Source organism: Arthrobacter sp. Z4-13, from assembly GCF_054792705.1.
The window spans coordinates 2019805-2036290 of sequence record NZ_CP096459.1 but is presented as its reverse complement, the minus strand read 5'-3'; the positions used below and the strand labels follow the sequence as shown (position 1 = coordinate 2036290).

The window sequence follows — 16486 nt, the reverse complement described above, 5'->3', positions numbered from 1 at the left end:
GTGGCCCTGGGAAAAAAGAACAACGCACCCCGACAGCGCAGCCACCCCGTGGTTGCCCCTTACCCGCACCCCTCCGGCGCGGTGGCCCCTTCGATCCCGGCGGAATTCATTCCCCGGCATGTTGCCGTGGTGATGGACGGCAACGGCCGGTGGGCCAACCAGCGCGGCTTGCCGAGGATAGAAGGCCATAAGGCCGGGGAGCCAGCCCTGCTGGATGTCATGGCGGGGGCCATTGAGCTGGGCATCGAGTACGTCAGTGTCTACGCCTTTTCCACGGAGAACTGGCGCCGGTCCCCGGAGGAAGTGCGCTTCCTCATGGGATTCAACAAGGAAGTGCTGCGAAGGCAGCGGAACCAGCTCGACGAATGGGGCGTGCGCGTCCGGTGGTCCGGCCGGCGGCCGAGGCTTTGGGGTTCGGTGATCCGGGAACTCGAAGAGGCTGAAGAGTTTACCGCCGGCAACAGCACCTGCACGTTAACCATGTGTGTTAATTACGGGGGACGGGCGGAGATTACGGACGCTGTGTCCGCCATTGCCGCCGAGGTCGCAGCCGGCAGGCTCAAACCCGGTGCCATCACGGAGCGGACCATTCAGAAGTACCTTGACGAGCCGGACCTTCCGGACGTTGACCTGTTCCTGCGCAGCTCGGGGGAGCAACGGCTGTCCAACTTCCTGCTTTGGCAGTCCGCCTACGCCGAGTTCGTGTTTATGGACACCCTGTGGCCGGATGTCGACCGCCGGACGCTGTGGGCAGCAGTGGAAGAGTACGCACAGCGGGACCGCCGCTACGGCGGCGCCGTGGACGCGGCGAAGCCTGTTGACGGGGCGGGCCCGGCGCAGTAACCCGCTCAGCAACATAACCCGGTCAGGGCTGTTGCGGTGTATCTCCGTCCGGCAGGTCCCCGTACGCGCGAAGCCAGCGCGCCAGCCTTGCATAGGCATCGGCGCGCACGGCGGCCGGAGAGAGGAACACATCGTGCAACGCACCCTCGATCCGTTCCACCGTCACTGTCCGGCCGAGGGTGAGGGCGCGGGCAGCAATAACGTTGACATCAAGCACGGCGTCGGTACGGCGCATCTCTTCGGACCAGAAGAGCCCGTTCGCGCTTCCCCTGGACAGCATCACCAGGATGGGAACCTCGATGTTGAGTCCGCGTGCCACCCTGTTGTGGCCCGCGAGTACCGCACTGAGCCAACCGGCGCGCACCGGAAACGCCATGGGTGGACGGTACCGGTCATCCAGCGCCCATTCCCCGTCCGCAGAATTGCTGATGGTGCGCCAGTAGAAACCCCGCTCCGGAAGCCTCAGCACAGCCTCCGGCCGGAAGCGGGCAACCGGCCCCACCATGCTTGAGGCCGCCCGCCGCACCAGCGCGCTTCCATGCATTTCCAGCCACGGGCTGTTGAGGATGAGCTGCGACACAGCCCCCGGATGCCCGCTGGTCCAGAGCGCCGCCACCAGCCCTCCCGTTGAATGCCCCATCAAAGTCAGTGGCCGGGTAACACCCTCCTGGCGGATCAGGCGGCACGCCATGTCAATTTCTGCGTCATAGTCGGAGAGGTTCGAGACGTAACCGCCCGGAGACTGCGGCCGCAGGCTCCGGCCGTGGTTATGCATATCCAGCGCATAAAAGTCGTAGCCGGCCGAGGACCAGAAGCGCGCAAGGTCCACATTGAAGAAATAATCACTCCAGCCGTGCAGGAAAAGGACCGCGCTGCGGTACCCGGGCGGGGCGGGGACAGCACCTGCGGCAGCACGAAAGCGGACCAGGGTTGCTGTCCGCTCCACGCCGTCAACTCCGGCAGCGGTGAAGGCATGGGACTCGAATTCCTCGCCCAGGATGTCCCGCTGCCATTCCATGACTTTATGCTAGTCCGCTATCAGAACAGGCTGTGCCATTTTGGTCTGCGCCTGCCGAGACGGAAGACTGGAGGCATGCGCGTTTATCCCACATTCTTCAGGCTGGCCTTTTCATGGATGGACGCCGAGCGCGCCCATAAGATCGGCTTCAAGGCCATCCGGCTGGCGCATCGTTCCGGAGCCGGGAGGGCACTGGAAAAACTGACGGCGCCCGCACCGTCACTCGAGACAACGGCCTTCGGCCTGACCTTTCCCTCGCCCTTCGGTCTCGCAGCCGGCTTCGACAAGGAGGGCCACGGCATAGAGGCGCTGAGCCAACTCGGGTTCGGGCACGTAGAGGTGGGCACCATCACCGGGCAGGCCCAGCCCGGCAACGCAAAGCCGCGCCTCTTCCGCCTGGTACAGGACCGGGCAGTGATCAACAGGATGGGATTCAATAACGACGGCGCCACCGCCGTTGCCCCCCGCCTCAAGGCAGCCCGCGCCGGACTTCAGCGCAGGCACCCTTCGGTGCGCCCTGTCATCGGCGTCAACATTGGCAAGACCAAAGTTGTGGAACTGGCAGATGCGGTGGAGGACTACCTGGTCAGTGCCCGCAGCCTCGCGCCCGCCGCTGATTACCTGGTGGTCAACGTCAGTTCGCCCAACACCCCGGGCCTGCGGCTCCTGCAGGATGTGGAAAGCCTGCGGCCGCTGCTCACGGCGGTGGGTGATGAGGCGGACCGGGCAGCGGGGCGCCATGTCCCCCTGCTGGTGAAAATCGCCCCGGACCTGAGCGATGAGGACATCGACGACGTCGCCCGCCTTGCGCTGGACCTGAAGCTTGACGGCATCATTGCCACCAACACCACCATCGCGAGGACGGGGCTGGCCTCCCCGGCCGAACAGGTGGAAAAGTGCGGTTCCGGCGGACTTTCCGGTGCACCGCTGAAGCAGCGGTCCCTTGAAGTGCTGCGGCGGCTCAAGAAAGTCACGGGCGATTCCCTGACCTTGGTGGCCGTAGGCGGCGTGGAAACTGCGCAGGATGTCCAGGACAGGCTCGACGCCGGGGCAACGCTGGTTCAGGGCTACACCGCCTTCCTGTACGAGGGGCCGTTCTGGGCATCCCGCATCAACCGGCAGTTGGCGAAGAACCGGCGTCCCTAGGCGCGGACAGGCCAAAACGGCTGGGCCCTACCAGGGGCAGGTCAGCCCGTACCCTTCCAGCTACAACGAAACCCCGGCGGAAAGTCCGCCGGGGTTTCGTTGTCTGTTGAAGGGGGACGCAGGAGGAAAGTCAGGCGGGGTACTGTCCGCGCTTGACCTGTGGCTTGGGCAGCCGCAGCTTGCGGAACTGCAGGGAACGCATGGAGCCGTACCAGACGGTCCCGCGCTCCACCTCGCCGAACTTTTCGGTCAACCGCTTGCGGAGCTTGCGGGACAGGATGAACACGTCAAGAAAGACGGCCAGGAACATCACCCAGAAACCGCCCAGAACATAAATCATCAGGTCGCTGGACGCCGGCACCACCAGGGATACGAGGACAAATACCAGGGCGCCGAACATCAGGTATTCCCCGAGGCTGAACCGGGCGTCCACATAGTCACGGGTGAACCGCTTCTGGGGGCCCTTGTCGCGCAGCGGCAGGAACTTTTCGTCGCCGGTGTCCAGGGCCTGGCGCATCTTGAGCCGCTGGTCCTGGATAACCTGGCGCTCGGCAGCCTTTGAGGCTTTGCGGTCCTCCGGTACCAAGGGGCGCTTGCGCGCAGCCTCCTGGGCCTTGCGCGTTGGAGTGGGGGCTCCCTTGCCTGCTATGCCGTTCTGCCGGGCTGCAGCTTCGGCAGCCTGCTGGTCTATTATTTCCTGCGCCGAGGGCGCTTCCTTTTTACGTCCGAACACCTGACCAGAATACCTTGCGGGAAGGCGCGGCCTTCCTGCCCGGCGTCAGGGCTGCCAGGCCGTTGAATGTGACGAGGGTAATGTTTTTTCCATGACTTCATCTGCAACGGCTACCCCCGACAACCTCGATGGCCGCACACCTTCGGGCTTCAACCTCAACCCAGGCACGGAAGACCTCCGGGCAGCAATCGACCGCTCCTTTGATGCCACGCTGGTCCGCCTTAAGGAACTGGTTGCGATTCCGGGCATCGCCTGGCCCAGCTTCGACCGGTCGCCGCTCGAACGCAGCGCCGAAGCCGTGGCAGAGCTCCTCCGCGCCACGGGCCTGGAGGAAGTGCAGATCCTGGGCTGCGACAAGCCGGACGGCACTCCCGGCGGCCCCGCCGTCGTCGCCCGCCGGCCAGCTGCAGAAGGCAAGCCCACCATCCTGTTGTATGCGCACCACGACGTCCAGCCTGCTGGTGACGAAGGCCTGTGGGAGACGGCACCCTTCACCGCTGTTGAGAAGGACGGGCGGCTCTACGGCCGCGGGGCAGCAGATGACAAAGCCGGCATCATGGCCCACATCGCTGCGTACGCGGCGGCCTCCGAAGTTCTCGGGGCCGGCCTCGGCCTCGGCGTGACGTTCTTTTTCGAGGGCGAGGAGGAAGCCGGTTCTCCAACCTTCCGGCCTTTCCTGGAGGCACACCGGGAACTGCTTCGGGCTGATGTCATCGTCGTCGCTGATTCAAGCAACTGGAAAGTGGGCGTTCCGGCCCTGACAACAAGCCTCCGCGGGCTGGTGGACGGGACCATCGAAGTCCAGGTCCTGGAGCACGCGGTCCATTCGGGGATGTTTGGGGGACCTGTGCTGGACGCTCCCACCCTGCTGTCCCGACTGATCGCCACCCTCCATGACGACGACGGCAATGTCGCCATCCAGGGGCTCGTCGCCTTCGACAATGCGGCGGTGGAGTTCCCGGAGGCCGACTACCGTGCGGACGCGTCAGTGCTCGACGGCGTCCGCCTCGCCGGCTCAGGCAGCATCGCCTCGCGGCTCTGGACCAAGCCGGCGCTGTCCATCATCGGTTTTGACGCACCTGCGGTTGACGTGGCCTCAAACACCCTGCTGCCGAGGGCGCGGGCCAAGTTCAGCCTGCGGCTTGCGCCGGGACAGGTCCCCGAAGAGGCGATGGAGGCCGTTCGCAGTCATGTGGAGGCGCACGCTCCCTTCGGTGCCAAAGTAACCTTCACCCCGGGGGAGAGCGGCAACCCGTTCCAGACGGACACTTCTTCGGCCGCTGCCGGGCTGGCGATGTGGGCCTTGGGGGAAGCATGGGGCGTCGAGGCAGTGGAGACAGGCATCGGCGGTTCCATTCCGTTTATTGCCGACCTGACCGAGCTGTACCCGGACGTTCAGATCCTCGTGACGGGAGTCGAGGACCCGGACTCCCGGGCGCACAGCGCCAACGAGTCACTGCACCTTGGTGATTTCCGGAAGGCGATCCTTGCGGAAGCATTGTTGCTGTCACGCCTGAACGACGGACTCTAGGGACGGCGCCCGTCTTCCCGGGCAACCCTGAAGCGACGGCTGGACGAGGGCTCCCCGGGAACAAGGGAGGGCTTTCCGTGGTTACGTCAGGAGTTAGAGCTACTGGTGCGCCCCGCGTAGCATGTAGCTATAGCCCATACCGAATCCGTAGGGGCAGGCACCGCTTCCGCGGAGCCGCCAGACCGTCCTAAGAAGGTAGGCCAATGAGCACCGCAACCAACGAGAACAGCACCCAGACCACCAGCGCGGCCAGTGAAGAGCTGCCCGTCCACGAGGTCAACCTGACCGACGTCGCAGCCGGCAAGGTCCGCAGCCTTCTGGAGCAGGAAGGCCGCACGGATCTGCGGCTCCGGGTTGCTGTGCAGCCTGGCGGCTGCTCAGGACTGATCTACCAGCTCTACTTCGATGAGAGGCTCCTGGACGGAGACGCTGTCCGCGACTATGACGGCGTCGAAGTTGTTGTGGACAAGATGAGCGTTCCGTACCTCAGCGGTGCCAGCATCGACTTTGAGGACACCATCGCTAAGCAGGGCTTCACCATCGACAACCCGAACGCCGGCGGCTCCTGCGCCTGTGGAGACTCCTTCCACTAAGCCGGTTATTTCGCCCGATGCCGGCGCCGCGCCTCCTGCCGTTCAAAACGGATGGAGGCACGGCGCCGACATGTGGGCGAAACGCCCGGGGGAGCGGTAAGCTCTACACCGAGTAGTAAAACTTTTAGTGTGCCCGCGGCGCCGATGGCTGCCCGGACAACAGCAACAAGTAGGAAGGGCCGTCTGTGAGTTCGCAGAACCGAACCGGCAGCCGACGCAAAACGATCACCACGATCTCAAGCTTGGCAATTGCCGGCGCGTTGGTTTTGACCGGATGTTCGCCAGAGGTAGAGAAGGGGTGGCTGCCCACTGAACGTGGCACCACCAGCAACAGCGACCGCATCATGGACCTCTGGGTCAACTCATGGATTGCCGCCCTTGCTGTAGGCATTATTACCTGGGGCCTGATTGTCTGGTGCCTCGTGGCCTACCGGCGCCGTAAGGGCACCGTCGGGTTTCCGCGGCAGACCAGCTTCAACCTCCCCCTGGAAGTCTTCTACCTGACCATTCCGCTGTTTATGGTGCTGGTGTTCTTCTACTTCACGGACCGTGACCAGCAGGCCATTGATGACCGGTCGCAGCCCGCTGACGTCGTTGTAGACGTCCGCGGCAAGCAGTGGGCGTGGGACTTCAACTACAAGTCCGGCAGCGTCATTGAAGAAGACGTCCACGAGGCAGGCGTTCAGGCGCACCTCACCGGCAACACCATCGACAAGGAACAGCTCCCCACGCTGTACTTGCCCGTCAACAAGTCCGTTGACCTCGAGCTCAACTCTCGTGACGTGATCCATTCCTTCTGGGTTCCCGCCTTCCTTCAGAAGCGCGACATGATCCCGGGCAAGACCAACTACATCCGGTTCACCCCCACTGCAGAGGGCACCTACGACGGCAAGTGCGCCGAACTTTGCGGCGAGTACCACTCCGAAATGCTTTTCCGTGTCAAGGTGGTGTCGGAAGCTGAATTCCAGGCACACATGGAAGAGCTCAAGGCAGCCGGCAACACAGGCCTCCTCGGTGTGGAATACGACCGCAACCCGAACCTGAACGAAATTAAGTAAGGGGAGCGACGTGGCTACGTACACTCAATCCGCACCCACCGGAGTTGTCACAGCTCCCGTGGTTCCGCGATCCAAGGGACGCATCGTCGTCAACTGGATCACCTCCACAGACCACAAGACCATCGGGTACATGTACCTGATTGCCTCGTTTGTCTTCTTCTGCCTCGGTGGCGTGATGGCGCTGCTGATCCGCGCCGAACTCTTCGAACCCGGCATGCAGATCCTGCAGACCAAAGAGCAGTACAACCAGCTGTTCACGATGCACGGCACCGTAATGCTCCTGATGTTCGCCACCCCGCTTTTCGCCGGGTTTGCAAACGTGATCATGCCGCTGCAGATCGGCGCGCCGGACGTCGCGTTCCCCCGCCTGAACGCGCTGGCTTTCTGGTTCTTCCTCTTCGGCTCCACCATTGCGGTGTCCGGCTTCATCACCCCGCAGGGTGCTGCATCCTTCGGCTGGTTCGCCTACGCGCCGTTGTCCAACACCACCTTCAGCCCCGGCATCGGTGGCGACCTGTGGGTGTTCGGTCTGGCGCTGTCCGGCTTCGGCACCATCCTCGGCGCGGTCAACTTCATCACCACCATCATCTGCATGCGTGCCCCCGGCATGACAATGTGGCGGATGCCGATCTTCACCTGGAATACCCTGGTCACCGCCATCCTGGTGCTCATGGCGTTCCCGCCGCTCGCCGCCGCGCTGTTTGCCCTTGGTGCTGACCGCCGCTTCGGTGCACACATCTTTGACCCCGAAAACGGCGGCGCAGTCCTCTGGCAGCACCTGTTCTGGTTCTTCGGCCACCCCGAGGTCTACATCATCGCGCTGCCGTTCTTCGGCATCGTCTCCGAAATCTTCCCGGTGTTCAGCCGCAAGCCGATCTTCGGCTACAAGGGCCTGGTCTACGCAACGATCGCCATTGCTGCCCTGTCCGTAACGGTATGGGCCCACCACATGTACGTCACCGGAGCGGTGCTGCTGCCGTTCTTCGCATTCATGACCATGCTCATCGCAGTGCCCACGGGCGTGAAGTTCTTCAACTGGATCGGCACCATGTGGCGGGGCTCGCTGACGTTCGAGACCCCCATGCTGTGGAGCATCGGGTTCCTGATCACGTTCCTCTTCGGCGGCCTCACCGGCATCATCCTGGCCTCCCCGCCGCTGGACTTCCACGTCTCGGACTCCTACTTCGTGGTGGCACACTTCCACTACGTCGTGTTCGGCACCGTGGTGTTCGCGATGTTCGCCGGGTTCTACTTCTGGTGGCCCAAGTGGACCGGCAAGATGCTCAACGAGCGCCTCGGCAAGATCCACTTCTGGCTCCTGTTCCTCGGCTTCCACGGCACCTTCCTGATCCAGCACTGGCTGGGCGTTGAGGGCATGCCCCGCCGTTACGCGGACTACCTGGTGGAGGACAACTTCACCTGGATGAACCAGTTCTCCACGGTTGCCTCGTTTGTCCTCGGCGCGTCCCTGATTCCGTTCTTCTGGAACGTCTATATCACCTGGCGCAGCGCCGAAAGGGTGCAGGTCGACGACCCGTGGGGCTTCGGTGCCTCGCTGGAGTGGGCCACATCCTGCCCGCCGCCGCGGCACAACTTCACCTCGCTGCCCCGGATCCGTTCCGAGCGGCCAGCGCTGGACCTGCACCACCCCGAGCTTCGACAGATCCACACTGTCGAGTCACCGGCTCCCGCAGCCTCCACGCTCGGTAACGCCGACCAGAAGGACACTGCACAGTGAAAATTGAGTCATGGATCTTTGGTTCCGGAGTCTTCTTCTTTGTACCGGTCTCGGTGATTTACGGGTTCCTCACCGACTGGGGTGAATGGGTCGGTATCCTTGGCATCCTCCTCGTCGGCGGCCTTGCCGGAATGATCGGCGGATACCTGGGCTTCACCGGCAAGCGGGTCGGCATGCGTCCAGAGGACCGCAACGACGCCGAAATCCATGAGGGTGCCGGCGAACAGGGACATTTCAGCCCCTGGAGCTGGTGGCCGCTGGTTCTGGGCCTGGCTTGCGCCACGGGATTCCTGGGCCTGGCAGTAGGCTTCTGGATCGTTTACATCGCGGCCGGCCTGGCCGTTGTGGCACTCGTGGGCTGGGTCTACGAGTACAGCCGCGGCGACCACGCCCACTAGGCACAACAAGAAGAACGACGGCGGGCCCCACCAAAAGGTGGGGCCCGCCGTCGTTCTTGATGTTGTTGCTGCCTCGTGCCGGAGCTGTGGCCAGGCCGGCGGGTACGAGCCACTGAAACAATGGCCCTGTGCAGGGCGCCTAGCCGGCCCCCTGCGACTCAAGCAGCTCGCCAAGCGACCGGAGGGTATCTTCTGCTCTTGCCTCACTCAGAGCGCCGCTGAGCACCGAATCATCGATGCCCAGCTCCACTTCGCACCCATGGTGAAAGTCGGCCGTCATCACTTGAAGAAGTGACCGTGCATCCACGCCCCCGGTGCCGGGCTTGGTGATGGTTACAGGGAGCCCGGTATCAGTCACAGCCCTGACGAATACGGCCGCCGGGCGTGCGTGCAGTCCGATCGGGGCTCTGACCACGGCCTTGTATGTTGGCAACGGGACTCCTTGTTTATGACGGCCCCATCCGTCGGGTAATAAAAATTTCCTGTCCAATATAGCGGGCCGATTGCCCGTTTCCCGAATGAACCGGGCGTCTGGCATCCGGTGGTCTAGACCTGTCCTAAAATGGCAAGGTGAACTTGAACCCAGGGGAGACCTACCGTGGCAGCTAGCGCCGGGGGGATAGCCGGCGAAATCGACCGTACAAGCGGGACCGCGATCTATGTCCAGCTCCGCGAGATCCTCCGCGCATACATCTCCGAATCGTGCCGGCCGGGTACCGCGCTGCCATCTGAGCGCGACCTCGCGGAGCGTTTTGGCCTTGCCCGGATGACCGTGCGGCAGGCAATCGACGCGCTGGTGGGTGAAGAAGTCATTGAACGCGTAGTGGGCCTTGGCACTTTCGTGCGCAGGCCCAAGCTGGACCTGCAGGTGAAGCTGACCTCATACAGCGAGGAGATGCAGCGCCGCGGCATGGTTCCCGCGGCCAAGGTACTCAGCTTCGAACAGATCGGCGCCAGCGCTTTCCTTGCCCGCGAGCTCCAACTGGACGAGGGAACCCCTCTGGTCCGCTTTCGGCGCCTGCTCCTGGCGGACGGTGAACCCATGAGCGTGGATGAGAACTTCATTCCTGCCCACCGTGTTCCTGGCCTATTGGACGGGGAGCCGCCAACCTCGCTGTACAACGTGCTGAGCGAACAGTATGGCCTGGTAATGGAGTGGGGTGAGGACATGATCGAGGCCACCGCGGCATCACCATCCACGGCACGGCTGCTCAACGTCGAGGTCGGCTCACCGTTGCTCAAGATCCAGCGCCACGCTTTTGTTGCACGGACAATGGTGGACTATTCCGTTTCCTATTACCGGGCCGACCGGTACAAGCTGTGGGTCCCGTTGCAGCGCCCGGGGGCACGGCGGACCCGTAACCACTGAGCCGGCACGGCTCTGCGGTGTTTCCGGTGCTTTGCCGGCGGCACAACAACCCCTGCCGCCGGTGGGCGCGGGAACACGAAAGGCCCGGTCCTCTTGGACCGGGCCTTCAATGTTTGAACGAAGCCTTGGTGCCTAGTGGCTCAGGCTCTTCGCTGCCTCGGGAGCTTCCACTGCCGCGTGGCCGTGGCCATGGGCGGCTTCCAGCTCAGCAGGGGTAGCCGGGGCAACACGGTCCTCGAAGAACCACTTGGAGAGGAATGCCCGGCGCTTCTCCTTGCGGGTCACTACGCCGTGTTCGTTCGGCACTGCCGGAAGAACGTTGGGTGACTCGAAGCCCACCAGCTTGTAGCGCTTGTATTCGTCCAGCGGTGCGTGCACCTCGATGAACTCGCCGTGCGGGAGGCGGACAATACGTCCGGTCTCGCGGCCGTGGAGGGCGATTTCCCGGTCCTTGCGCTGAAGAGCCAGGGCTACGCGCTTGGTGACGATGAAGGCGATGATCGGACCGATGAAGAACAGGGTGCGCAACCAGTAGGTGACGTCGTTCAGGGAGACACCGAAGTGCGTGGCGATGAGGTCCGAACCTGCCGCTGCCCACATCACGCAGTACCAGACGAAACCTGCCATGCCGATTGCGGTGCGGGTCGGGGCGTTGCGGGGACGGTCCAGGACGTGGTGTTCGCGGTCATCCTTGGTGATCCACCGCTCAATCCAGGGGTACATAAACATCACCGTGAACAGGATGCCGGCAGGCACAAGGGCGGGCAGCAGGACGTTGAAACTGAACACGTAACCGAACCAGTCCTGCTCTACCTGCCAGTTACCTAGAGTTCCCGGCATCAGGCGCAGTGCGCCGTCGACGAAACCGATGTACCAGTCAGGCTGGGTACCGGCCGACACGGGGGAGGGGTCGTAGGGACCGTAGTTCCAAATCGGGTTGATCGTGAAGAAACCAGCCATCAGTGCCAGCACGCCGAAGACGATGAAGAAGAATCCACCGGCCTTGGCAGCGTAGACGGGACCCAGCGGGTAGCCGACCACGTTGTTGTCATTGCGGCCCGGGCCAGGGTACTGGGTGTGCTTGTGCACGACCACCATAAAGAGGTGCAGGACGATCATCAGCAGGATCAGTGCCGGCACCAGCAGGATGTGCAGCATGTACAGGCGGCCGATGATGGCAGTACCCGGGAATTCCCCACCGAAGAGGAAGAACGAGATGTAGGTGCCAACAATCGGGATGGACTTGATCACGCCGTCGATGATGCGCAGGCCGTTGCCGGAGAGCAGGTCGTCGGGGAGCGAGTAGCCGGTGAAACCGGCCGCCATCGCCAGGATCAGCAGAACACCGCCCACAACCCAGTTCATTTCGCGGGGCTTGCGGAAGGCTCCGGTGAAGAAGACCCTCAGCATGTGCACGGCGATGGAAGCCACGAACAGCAGCGCTGCCCAGTGGTGGACCTGGCGCATGAAGAGGCCGCCGCGGATGTCGAAGGAGATGTCCAGTGACGAGCTGTACGCCACCGACATTTCAACGCCCTTGAGGGGAACGTAGGAGCCGTCGTAGTGCGTCTCCGCCATGGACGGATCGAAGAAGAACGTCAGGAAAGTGCCGGAGAGCAGCAGGATGACAAAGGAGTACAGTGCCACTTCGCCGAACATAAAGGACCAGTGGTCCGGGAACACCTTGCGGCCGAATTCGCGGAGGATTCCGGAACCGCCAACACGAGCATCGACGAAGTCGGTGAACCGGCCTGTCTTGGTTTTGGCGGCGAAAGCGGGCTCAGCTGTTGATGCTGCGCTCATGCATATCACGCTCCCAGTAACTTGGTCCTACAGGTTCTTTGAAGTCGCTGGTGGCGACCAGGTATCCCTCGTCATCAACTGCGATGGGCAGCTGGGGGAGAGGACGGCTGGCGGGGCCAAAGATCACCTTGCACTCTTGCGTGAGGTCAAAGGTGGACTGGTGGCACGGGCACAGCAGGTGGTGCGTCTGCTGCTCATAGAGAGCAACGGGGCAACCAACGTGGGTGCAGATCTTTGAGTAGGCAACGATGCCGTTGTAGCCCCAGTCCTCGCGGCCCGCAGAGGGGTTCAGCGATTCCGGATCGAGGCGCATGAGCAGCACAACGGCCTTGGCCTTCTCGTTGAGCTTGCCTTCCTGAAGTTCGTTGAGGCCTTCCGGAATGACATGGAAGGCCGAACCGATGGTGACATCGGAAGCCTTGATGGGCGTTCCGTCAGGGTCACGGGCGAGGCGCTTGAGCTTGCCTTCCGCGGGTGCCCACAGGGTGTGCGCCAGCTTGTTGTCCGGGCGCGGTCCGAGGTCGCCGAAAATGGCGACTGCCGGCAGCGGCGCAAGCGCAACTGCCCCCAAAAGGGTGTTCCGGATCAGCGGACGGCGCTTGATGCCCGTCTCTTCCACGATGTCATCTACGATCCGGACTGCCGCCTGGCGGTCCTCTTCGTAGCGGATGGCGTGGCGCTCTTCGGAAACTTCATGGTCCGGCATCAGGGCCTTGGCCCAGTGCACGATGCCGGTACCGATGCCGAGCATTGCGAACGCAGTACCAAGGCCCAGCAGCATGTTCTGGAGCCGGATGTTGGTAATGGTTGATTCTGCGGCGCCCAGATCAATGGCGAAGTACGCCACCAGGAAGATCAGGGTTCCAACAACAGAGATGCCAAAAAGTAAGGCGACCTGCCGTTCTGCCCGCTTTGCGGCCTTCGGGTCCGTGTCAGCCAGGCGCAAACGGTGTGGAGGAATTCCAGGGTCCTGGAACTTCTCCACCTCATTCTGACCAGCCGTAGCTACGGTGCCCGAGTGGTTCGGACTGCCGTCACTATGGTTGCCCATAATTCGCCTCATCCTTCTCTCGTCCCGGCGGGTGCCGGGTTAGTTTCTAATATCAAACTGCTGACAGATCAGCAGAAGTTTGTACGGTGGTTCGCGAAGGTCCTAGGACGTCCGCGAGGTCAGCCAGATGGTGAACGCGATGATGACGCCGAGGCCTGCGATCCAGACGAACAGGCCTTCAGCCACGGGGCCGAGCGAGCCCAGTTCAGCGCCGCCGGGGGAGCCGCTGGTTTCGATCTGCTTCAGGAAGGTGATGATGTCGCGCTTGCCTTCAGGCGTGATGTTGGAGTCGCTGAAGACCGGCATGTTCTGCGGCCCGGTGACCATGGCCTCGTAGATGTGCTTGCCCGAGGTGTCTTCCAGTGCGGGTGCAAACTTGCCGCGGGTCAGGGCGCCGCCGGCGGCAGCAGCGTTGTGGCACATGGCGCAGTTGGTGCGGAACAGTTCGCCACCGGCTGCTGAGTTGCCGCCCTCGTCGAGCAGGCTTTCTTCAGGGATTGCCGGGCCCGCACCCAGGGACGCAACATAGGCTGCAAGCTGGTGGGTCTGCTCATCGTTGAACTGAACAGGCTTCTCCAGCGCCTGGGGGCCGTTCATCTGCATAGGCATCCGGCCAGTTCCCACCTGGAAATCAACAGCTGCGGCGCCCACGCCGACGAGGGACGGGCCATCAGACGAACCGCTGCCACCCATGCCGTGGCAGGTGGCGCAGTTGGCGGCGAACAGCTTGCCGCCTTCCTCTGCGTCATTTGCGCTGAAGGTGGTGGTGGAAGCCTTGGCCTCGTTGACGGTGGTGGCCACGGCGTACAGCCCACCAGTGATGAGGAGCCCCATCAGAAGCAGCGCGATTGCTGCCAGTGGGTGACGCCGCTTTTGCGAGAGTGCCTTCACGTGGTGGTTCCTTTATTCGATCCTGCGCCGGCTCCTGGAGCCGCTACCTGAAATTCTGCCTCTTGTAGAAAAAGAATCAAAGCTGGCTACTTGAGTACGTAGATGACCAGGAAGAGGCCAATCCACACGACATCGACGAAGTGCCAGTAGTACGAGGTGACAATCGCTGACGTTGCTTCAAAGTGCCCGAACTTCTTCGCGGCAAAGGAACGGCCCATGATCAGGAGGAAGGCCACCAGGCCGCCGATCACGTGGAGGCCGTGGAACCCGGTGGTCATGTAGAAGGCTGAACCGTAGGCGTTGGAGGAGAGCGAGACGTGCTCGGAAACCAGCATCGCGTATTCCGTGGCCTGGCCGGCGACGAAGAACGCGCCCATCAGGAACGTCAGGGTGAACCATTCGTTCATACCCCAGCGGGCGAACTGGAAGGCCCCGCCGGTACGGCGCGGCTGCAGCCGCTCGGCGGCGAAGACGCCCATCTGGCAAGTAAAGGAACTGGCCACGAGGACGATCGTGTTGGCGAGCGCAAAGGGGAAGTTGAGCTTGGCTGTCTCAGCCGCCCACATCTCGCCGCTCGTTGAGCGCAGCGTGAAGTACATGGCAAAGAGACCGGCGAAGAACATCAACTCGCTGGACAGCCACACTACGGTTCCAACGGAAACCATATTGGGGCGGTTCAGCGTGGGGTGCGCCGGGGAACTGGGGGCATGGGTCGCAGATGTCACATAGACATTATGTCTGTAAAAGTCCGTGCTGCCCAACGCAAACCGCCTTTTGGGGGGACTTTTTCTACAAAGACGCGAAATCGCTCCGGAAAGTTCCCCCGCCCGTTCACATTGGTCAGTCCCGGCCATCCCTCGATAGCATCAGCAGGTGACTTCACAGGCATCTGCAGCGTCGGCGGGCAACACGTGGCCGCGGCTGATCTCGGCATTGATCAACGGCAATGACCTCACGGCGGACAGTACCGCCTGGGCCATGGACACCATCATGTCCGGGGAAGCGACGCCCGCCCAGATTGCGGGTTTCCTGGTTGCCCTGCGCGCCAAGGGTGAAACGGTGGAGGAACTTTCCGGCCTGGTGGATGCCATGCTCGCCCACGCCAATCCGGTCTCAATTTCAGGTGAGAAGCTGGATATCGTCGGAACCGGCGGTGACCAGCTGAACACTGTCAACATCTCCACCATGGCGGCACTGGTGGCTGCCGGAGCAGGCGCAAAGGTTGTTAAGCACGGCAACCGGGCGGCGTCGTCGTCGTCCGGTTCGGCGGACGTGCTGGAGGCCCTGGGCGTCCGCCTCGACCTGTCCATCGAACAGGTGGCGCACAATGCGGAGGAGGCAGGAATCACGTTCTGCTTCGCCCAGGTCTTCCATCCGTCCTTCCGCCACACGGCCGTGCCACGGAAGGAACTGGCCATCCCCACTGCCTTCAACTTCCTGGGCCCGCTGACCAACCCGGCCAATGTCCAGGCCTCCGCGGTGGGGGTTGCCAACGCCAGGATGGCGCCGCTGGTGGCGGGCGTCCTGGCCCGGCGCGGGAGCCGGGGCCTGGTGTTCCGCGGAAATGACGGGCTCGATGAGCTGACCACCACAGGCCCCTCAACCGTGTGGGAAATCCGCGACGGCAATGTGTCTGAGCTGACCTTCTCGCCGGCGGACCTCGGGATCAAACCGGCAACCGTGGAGCAGCTCCGCGGCGGTGACGCGCAGGCCAACGCAGCAGTAGTCCGCGAAGTCCTCGCGGGCAAGGAAGGTGCGGCCCGCGACGCCGTTCTCCTTAATGCGGCAGCCGGCCTCGTGGCCTTCGACACCAGTGCCGACGGTCCGTTCCTCGAGCGGATGCAGAAAGCGTTCAGCCGCGCAGCCGAATCGATTGGGACGGGCGCCGCAGCGGCGGTCCTGGAAAAATGGGTTTCGCTGACCCGCAGGTGATTCCTGGCTACTGCTCGAAGCCCAAGGCAAAGGCGGCGTCCAGATCGTGCTGCGAGTAGGCGCGGAATGCGATGTGCGTTGTGGTGTGGACGACTGCAGGCACTTTGGACAAGCGGTCGGCAATAACGTCCGCCAGGTCCTCGTGCCTGGGCACCCTTGCCACCGCGATCAGGTCCCACTCGCCGGTAACGGAATACACCTCACTGATGCCCTCGATCGCTGAGATCTGCTCGGCCGTTTCAGGAATGCGGGCAGCGTCAGTCTTGATCAAAACGAATGCGGTGATCACGATAAATCCTTCCGGATCTGTTGCGCCGTAGCAGAGCCCGGCAAGCTTTTCGGTGCTGCCAGCCTATTACATCCGGGCGCGCTGCCGGCGGGC

General features: G+C 63.0%; 17 protein-coding genes. 9 read left to right on the top strand and 8 right to left on the bottom strand.

From position 1 onward, the window contains the following. Window positions 1-843 (top strand): isoprenyl transferase, encoded by an 843-nt coding sequence (locus M1E07_RS11095; RefSeq protein WP_461190244.1) that lies wholly within the window; start codon window positions 1-3, stop codon window positions 841-843. Window positions 844-865: 22 nt separating this feature from the next. On the opposite strand, the gene M1E07_RS11090 is transcribed toward M1E07_RS11095, so the two are convergent. Further along, window positions 866-1861 carry an alpha/beta hydrolase gene (locus tag M1E07_RS11090; protein WP_461190243.1) on the bottom strand — a complete coding sequence of 332 codons (996 nt, stop codon included), beginning with the start codon at window positions 1859-1861 and terminating at the stop codon, window positions 866-868. 75 nt (window positions 1862-1936) lie between these two features. On the opposite strand from M1E07_RS11090, the gene M1E07_RS11085 reads away from it, so the two are divergent. Further along, window positions 1937-3007 (top strand): quinone-dependent dihydroorotate dehydrogenase, encoded by a 1071-nt coding sequence (locus M1E07_RS11085; protein ID WP_461190242.1) that lies wholly within the window; start codon window positions 1937-1939, stop codon window positions 3005-3007. A gap of 130 nt (window positions 3008-3137) precedes the next feature. Here M1E07_RS11085 and M1E07_RS11080 read toward each other — a convergent pair whose 3' ends face one another. Next, entirely contained in the window at window positions 3138-3740 is a 603-nt protein-coding gene (locus M1E07_RS11080; RefSeq protein ID WP_461190241.1) for a DUF3043 domain-containing protein, read from the bottom strand. A 91-nt stretch (window positions 3741-3831) separates the two neighbouring features. Here M1E07_RS11080 and M1E07_RS11075 point away from each other — a divergent pair, with 91 nt between their 5' ends. The 5 genes from M1E07_RS11075 to M1E07_RS11055 all read left to right on the top strand — a co-directional run bounded on the left by M1E07_RS11075 (window position 3832) and on the right by M1E07_RS11055 (window position 9058). Then, on the top strand, window positions 3832-5271 hold the full coding sequence (locus M1E07_RS11075) for a M20/M25/M40 family metallo-hydrolase (RefSeq protein WP_461190240.1): 1440 nt from the start codon (window positions 3832-3834) through the stop codon (window positions 5269-5271). Between the two features lie 203 nt (window positions 5272-5474). Next, window positions 5475-5864 carry a HesB/IscA family protein gene (locus M1E07_RS11070; protein WP_104044002.1) on the top strand — a complete coding sequence of 130 codons (390 nt, stop codon included), beginning with the start codon at window positions 5475-5477 and terminating at the stop codon, window positions 5862-5864. Between the two features lie 185 nt (window positions 5865-6049). Continuing rightward, on the top strand, window positions 6050-6922 hold the full coding sequence (gene ctaC, locus M1E07_RS11065) for an aa3-type cytochrome oxidase subunit II (protein WP_461190239.1): 873 nt from the start codon (window positions 6050-6052) through the stop codon (window positions 6920-6922). 10 nt (window positions 6923-6932) lie between these two features. Continuing rightward, on the top strand, window positions 6933-8660 hold the full coding sequence (gene ctaD / locus M1E07_RS11060) for an aa3-type cytochrome oxidase subunit I (RefSeq protein ID WP_461190238.1): 1728 nt from the start codon (window positions 6933-6935) through the stop codon (window positions 8658-8660). After that, window positions 8657-9058, top strand: a complete 402-nt coding sequence (locus tag M1E07_RS11055) for a cytochrome c oxidase subunit 4 (RefSeq protein WP_461190237.1) — start codon at window positions 8657-8659, stop codon at window positions 9056-9058. Before ctaD ends, M1E07_RS11055 begins: the two co-directional genes overlap by 4 nt. A gap of 139 nt (window positions 9059-9197) precedes the next feature. On the opposite strand, the gene M1E07_RS11050 is transcribed toward M1E07_RS11055, so the two are convergent. Next, window positions 9198-9491: an HPr family phosphocarrier protein gene (locus M1E07_RS11050; protein ID WP_461190236.1), complete on the bottom strand. Its 294-nt coding sequence runs from the start codon at window positions 9489-9491 to the stop codon at window positions 9198-9200. 165 nt (window positions 9492-9656) lie between these two features. On the opposite strand from M1E07_RS11050, the gene M1E07_RS11045 reads away from it, so the two are divergent. Next, window positions 9657-10427, top strand: a complete 771-nt coding sequence (locus M1E07_RS11045; RefSeq protein WP_461190235.1) for a GntR family transcriptional regulator — start codon at window positions 9657-9659, stop codon at window positions 10425-10427. A gap of 132 nt (window positions 10428-10559) precedes the next feature. On the opposite strand, the gene qcrB is transcribed toward M1E07_RS11045, so the two are convergent. The 4 genes from qcrB to ctaE form a co-directional block, all read right to left on the bottom strand. Continuing rightward, a complete protein-coding gene (qcrB, locus tag M1E07_RS11040) occupies window positions 10560-12230 on the bottom strand; it encodes a cytochrome bc1 complex cytochrome b subunit (RefSeq protein ID WP_461190234.1) in 1671 nt (556 codons plus the stop codon). Continuing rightward, window positions 12208-13281 (bottom strand): cytochrome bc1 complex Rieske iron-sulfur subunit, encoded by a 1074-nt coding sequence (gene qcrA, locus M1E07_RS11035; RefSeq protein ID WP_461190233.1) that lies wholly within the window; start codon window positions 13279-13281, stop codon window positions 12208-12210. Before qcrA ends, qcrB begins: the two co-directional genes overlap by 23 nt. A gap of 102 nt (window positions 13282-13383) precedes the next feature. Next, complete coding sequence (qcrC, locus tag M1E07_RS11030; protein WP_461190232.1) at window positions 13384-14172, bottom strand: cytochrome bc1 complex diheme cytochrome c subunit; 789 nt, start codon at window positions 14170-14172, stop codon at window positions 13384-13386. Window positions 14173-14258: 86 nt separating this feature from the next. Continuing rightward, window positions 14259-14897, bottom strand: coding sequence for an aa3-type cytochrome oxidase subunit III (gene ctaE / locus M1E07_RS11025; RefSeq protein ID WP_461190231.1), 639 nt, complete (start codon window positions 14895-14897; stop codon window positions 14259-14261). 148 nt (window positions 14898-15045) lie between these two features. Here ctaE and trpD point away from each other — a divergent pair, with 148 nt between their 5' ends. Then, window positions 15046-16104: an anthranilate phosphoribosyltransferase gene (gene trpD / locus M1E07_RS11020; protein ID WP_461190230.1), complete on the top strand. Its 1059-nt coding sequence runs from the start codon at window positions 15046-15048 to the stop codon at window positions 16102-16104. Between the two features lie 7 nt (window positions 16105-16111). Here trpD and M1E07_RS11015 read toward each other — a convergent pair whose 3' ends face one another. Further along, a complete protein-coding gene (locus tag M1E07_RS11015; protein WP_461190229.1) occupies window positions 16112-16393 on the bottom strand; it encodes an Lrp/AsnC family transcriptional regulator in 282 nt (93 codons plus the stop codon). Window positions 16394-16486: the final 93 nt, after the last annotated feature.

Excerpts from the sequence above, each read along its gene's own strand:
- M1E07_RS11090 (WP_461190243.1), bottom strand. The coding sequence starts at position 1,861 with ATGGAATGGCAGCGGGACATCCTGGGCGAGGAATTCGAGTCCCATGCC.
- qcrB (WP_461190234.1), bottom strand. The coding sequence starts at position 12,230 with ATGAGCGCAGCATCAACAGCTGAGCCCGCTTTCGCCGCCAAAACCAAG.
- M1E07_RS11070 (WP_104044002.1), top strand. The coding sequence starts at position 5,475 with ATGAGCACCGCAACCAACGAGAACAGCACCCAGACCACCAGCGCGGCC.
- qcrA (WP_461190233.1), bottom strand. The coding sequence starts at position 13,281 with ATGGGCAACCATAGTGACGGCAGTCCGAACCACTCGGGCACCGTAGCT.
- M1E07_RS11085 (WP_461190242.1), top strand. The coding sequence starts at position 1,937 with ATGCGCGTTTATCCCACATTCTTCAGGCTGGCCTTTTCATGGATGGAC.
- M1E07_RS11075 (WP_461190240.1), top strand. The coding sequence starts at position 3,832 with ATGACTTCATCTGCAACGGCTACCCCCGACAACCTCGATGGCCGCACA.